This is a genomic window from Corynebacterium sp. 212_CJEI, assembly GCF_001055915.1.
Taxonomy (GTDB): Bacteria; Actinomycetota; Actinomycetes; order Mycobacteriales; family Mycobacteriaceae; genus Corynebacterium; species Corynebacterium jeikeium_D.
Map to the genome: position 1 here is coordinate 1 of NZ_JVPT01000081.1, position 4390 is coordinate 4390.

At 62.7% G+C, this 4390-nt stretch carries 4 protein-coding genes; 2 read left to right on the plus strand and 2 right to left on the minus strand.

Annotated features, from left to right (window positions below):
* Positions 1-1185 (plus strand): IS3 family transposase (locus ADB02_RS10685; protein ID WP_080969624.1); only part of this gene is annotated, 1185 nt, incomplete at its 5' end.
* A 268-nt stretch (positions 1186-1453) separates the two neighbouring features.
* Here ADB02_RS10685 and ADB02_RS10690 read toward each other — a convergent pair.
* Positions 1454-2374, minus strand: coding sequence for an esterase/lipase family protein (locus ADB02_RS10690; RefSeq protein ID WP_048733061.1), 921 nt, complete (start codon positions 2372-2374; stop codon positions 1454-1456).
* Between the two features lie 59 nt (positions 2375-2433).
* Positions 2434-3405 carry an ABC transporter substrate-binding protein gene (locus ADB02_RS10695; protein ID WP_049191078.1) on the minus strand — a complete coding sequence of 324 codons (972 nt, stop codon included), beginning with the start codon at positions 3403-3405 and terminating at the stop codon, positions 2434-2436.
* Positions 3406-3649: 244 nt separating this feature from the next.
* On the opposite strand from ADB02_RS10695, the gene ADB02_RS10700 reads away from it, so the two are divergent.
* A partial coding sequence (locus ADB02_RS10700) for a FecCD family ABC transporter permease (RefSeq protein WP_241482474.1) occupies positions 3650-4390 on the plus strand: 741 nt, incomplete at its 3' end.

Below are 4390 nucleotides of genomic sequence, written 5' to 3' on the forward strand. Positions count from 1 at the left end.
AAGCTTCGTGCTGTTGAGCTCTTCAACGCTGGTTGGAGGCCAGCTGACACCGCTGTGGAATGCGAGCTGCGCTCAAAGATGAGTGTCTATTCTTGGGCACAACGCCACCGTGAAGAGGGAAAATGGGGTTTGATGTCGAAAAGAGAACGCAAAGAGCACACTCGCATGCCCACCCGAGCAGCATTCGAGAAATCATTAGCCGATGATCCTGCAGAACTGAAAAAGCAAATGGCTCAACTGCTCGTTGACAAGGCTGTTTTGGAAAAGGAGCTGGAACTTGTAAAAAAAGACGTCAGCGTCATCCCGGGGCAGCTCAGCAATAAGCACAAGGCTGAAGTGGTTGACGCGTTACGCGGCGAGTTTCCGTTATCTATGCTGCTTGCTGCTATTGATCTTGCGGCATCAAGCTTCTACTACCAACTCCAACAGCGATTTGCTCCGGATAAGCACGCGCATATCCGCGAATTGCTTCATGAGATTAGTTCTGAGTCGAATAACACCTACGGCTATCGCCGACTTTGGTGGGAACTGCGCCATCGCGGGATCGTTATCAGTGAGAAGGTCGTCCGCCGTCTCATGCACGAAGAGGGAATTCGTCCCTGGTTCCCGAAACGAAAGTGGCGTTACTCCAGCTATCAAGGGGAAATTTCTCCCGCACCACCTAACCTGGTGAACCGTAATTTTCATGCTGAGCATCCAAATCGGTTGTGGCTGACTGACATCAGTGTTTTCGCTACTAACCAAGGTCGCGTGTACCTGTCTGCCATCATTGACTGTTTTGACGGGAAGGTCGTGGCAGCAAAAACAAGTGTTCATCCCACCATGGAGTTAGCAGAAGAAACTTTGTACGCAGCAATCGCAACCGAAAAGCCGGCAATGGATGGCTCCTTGGTGATTCACTCAGACCGCGGAGCACATTATCGAGGCAGCAGCTGGCGAAGTATGACCGAGAAGTTCGGAATACTTCGCTCGATGTCGAAGAAAGGTTGTAGCCCCGACAATGCAGCATGCGAGGGGTTCTTCGGCCGAATGAAAAACGAAATGTACTACGGCAGAACCTGGCAGAACCCTCAAGAGCTCAAAGAAGCAATCGCGACATACATTGAGTTCTACAACAATCACCGAATCAAGATCAGCCTCGATGGTTTGAGCATTGCCGAATACCGAAAAGTCAATGTAGCGTGAGATTGAAACTGTCCAAAAAAAACGTCCGCATCCCCTTTTTGTCTATTAACCCCTCCGGGGAAACCGGGGCCGGACCAAAGCAAGATATCAGGCTGCCCTCGATTGCTTTGGCTAGGCTTTCCTCGCTTAGTGGCGATAATCATATTTTCACTGCGGCATCCGCCCTGAACGGCCCCGGAAGGAAAGCCCCCGCGCACGCGAAAGCGGTGCCCGCCGAGGAGGAGGGCACCGCTTCATTTCCGCCGGGCCCATCGGCCCGGCCACCGGATCAGATGACCTTGGGGCCGTTCTCGAGCGGCGGGACGTCCTTCAGGGACGGCACCCCCGGCGGAGAATCGGGGGTCATGCATTTCATTTCGAGCGGACCCCCCTTCAGTGCGGAGGCGACGAGGGACTGCACCGACGGGGTCATCGTCATCGTCAGATGGACGACCGGATCGTTCGGGCACAGGTCCTGCGTGACGATGTTGTAGTAGTCGCCCGGACCGTCCATCAGATTGATGCGGTAGGGCGAGGCATCGTATTCCAGGGTCGTCGTGATGTTGTAGTACCGGATGCCGGGCAACGCCTCGGACGGGGTGTTCAACCGGCGCACCTCATCACCCTCCGAGGACATTTCCAGGCAGGCGTCGGAGGGGTTCTTCGCCAGTTCCGGGGGCACGAGTAGCTCCAGCCCGGGCGGCGGGCACTGGCCGTTGCGCACCGCATCGGCCTGGAACGGCGACCCCTTGATCAGCCCCGAGAGGCTCACGACCTTTCGGACGTGGCGCGCTCCGTCGAAGTCCTTCAGCCAGTACCTCGTCACCAGGCCACCCTGCGAATACGTGACCACGTCGAACTTGTCGTGGCCGGTCTCGGCCTTGAGCTTCTCGATGAAAGCTGGAATCCGGGCCGAATTTCCCTTCACCGTGACATAGGGGCTGGTGGCGGGATCGGACGGCTCCCACACCATGAACGGGTGGACGTCCACGCCGAAGCGCCGCATCGAGGCGGCGAAGGCATCCGCCATTTGTTTCGGCTCGTTCGAGCCAGAGACGTAGATGACCGGCAGCTTCTCGGACTCATCGATCGACGCGGCGGGACCGGGGCCCCGCACTACGCCGGCTTCGGCGACCGGAGCCGCCGCGAAAGCCAGCGACATGCTCAGCGCGCACGCCACGGAGCAGCGCCGCAGCAGTTTCGAACTCATCGTTTGCACCTTTCTTCTGCACCTTTCTTCGGGCCCCGCCGGGCGGGGCCCGTCGGGGACTACTGCTTCGCGACCTTTTCGAGGGTCGGGCGGAGCTGCTCGAGCACCCAGGCGCGGCTGAGGGAACTCGGGTTGTTCAGCGCCTGCACCAGCACGGCATCGCCGAAGATGGTCGTGTCGTTCTTGACCTGGCGCAGGTCCGAGAAGCCGGGGATCGCGCGAATCTCGTCGGGACCGCCGGAGACGGCGTACACGGCCATGAAGTCGGCGTCGATCACGGAGATGTTCTCGGGGGACACCATGGCGCGGCCCGATCGCTGCGGGAGGGACGCGAAGGAATCGGGCACCTTCATGCCCAGGTCGTAGAGCGCGGAGTTGCCCGGCTCCTCCGGATCCGCGACCACTCCCATGCCCCGCTGCGGCGCGTACTGGGCGATGACGCCCGTCTTGCCCTCGAGCTTCGGCAGTTCCGACTTGACGGAGTCGAAGCGCCCGGCGTCTTCGTCGATGACCTTCTTCGCGTCGCCCTCCTTGCCGTAGATCTTGCCCAGGGCCTCCAGCTGCGGCTTCCAGCCGAGGGATTCGCCCTCCGCGCCGATGCCGCCGAGGGTCGGGGCGATCTCCTTGAGGCTCGTGTAGGTCTCCTGCGTGATCCGCCAGAAGTCGCCGACGATGAAGTCGGGCTTCGCGGCGGCGATCTTCTCGACGGGAACCGTGCGGAAATCGGGGACGTCGATGCGCTCGACCCCCTTCAGCGCCTCGGCGCGCCACGGGGCGCCCTTGTCCGCGGGGGTTTCGATGACCACATCGGGGGTCACGCCCAGGGCGAGGAGATTGTCGACGGCGACGCCGGAGGCGACCACCTTGGCGGGCTTGACGGGGTATTCGTCGGTTCCCCACGCGTGGGCGATGCTGACCGTTCCGGCGTCCTTCCGGTCGCCTTCCGCAGGTTCATCGGCTTTCGAGCAGCCGGTCAGGAGGAGGCCGGCCGCCGCGACGATCGCCGCGACTTTCCCAATGGTCCGCTTCATTGAATCTGGTTTCCTTAACTCGTTCCGGGGTGCGCCACCCGCGCCACGCACGGGATGTAGGCCCACCATTCACAGGCAATGAAGGTTTGCCTAACCTTCATTGCTAATCTATGTCCTAGTCAGCATCTATACAACCCCTATTGCGGAGAATCACATGTCACACACAACCGTCCGGGCCCCGAGCGCCGGAGTCGCGGGCGCACCATCCCGCCGGCGCAGATCCTGCTGGGTGATCGCGCTGCCCGTGCTCATCATCGCCGCCTCGGCACTGAGCCTGGCCATCGGCTCGAGGCCGATGTCGGCCGATCAACTGGCCGATGCCATCGGGCCGGCCCTGGAGTCCCTGCGCACCGGGTCGCGCGGCGGGTCGGACGGCGAGATCATCGCCAACCTCCGGGTGCCCCGCACCATCCTGGCGTTGTCCGTGGGCGCCGCGCTCGGCGTGGCGGGGGCGATCATCCAGGGCTACACCCGCAATCCCCTCGCGGAGCCCGGGATTCTCGGGATTTCCGCCGGCGCCGCCTTCGCGGTGGTCGCGGGGACGCTGCTCGCCGGGTCGCTGTCCACTCCGGCGACGGCCGCCCTGGCCTTCGTCGGCGCGGCGATCGCGGCATTCGCGGTGTTCGGCGTGACCTCCCTCGGGGGCGGGCTCAACCCGCTGACGCTCATCCTCGCGGGCGCAGCCATCACCGCCCTGCTCTCTTCGCTGACGTCCGCGCTGGTCCTGTCGGATGTGCGGGCCCTCGACCGGGTGCGGTTCTGGACGGTGGGGTCGGTGGCCGCCGGCGATCTGGGGGTGGCGCTGACCATCGCCCCAATTCTGGCGATCGGGATCCTCGCGGGATTCGCCACGGCCCCGACGCTCAATCTCCTGGCCCTGGGCGACGACGTCTCGGCGGGGCTCGGCGTCAACGTACCGATGGCCCGGATCGCGGCGATGGTCATCGTCGCGGTTTTGGCCGGGGCCTCGACGGCCGCGGCGGGG

Coding starts and splice junctions, on each gene's coding strand:
- ADB02_RS10690 (WP_048733061.1), bottom strand. CDS start 2,374: ATGAGTTCGAAACTGCTGCGGCGCTGCTCCGTGGCGTGCGCGCTGAGC.
- ADB02_RS10695 (WP_049191078.1), bottom strand. CDS start 3,405: ATGAAGCGGACCATTGGGAAAGTCGCGGCGATCGTCGCGGCGGCCGGC.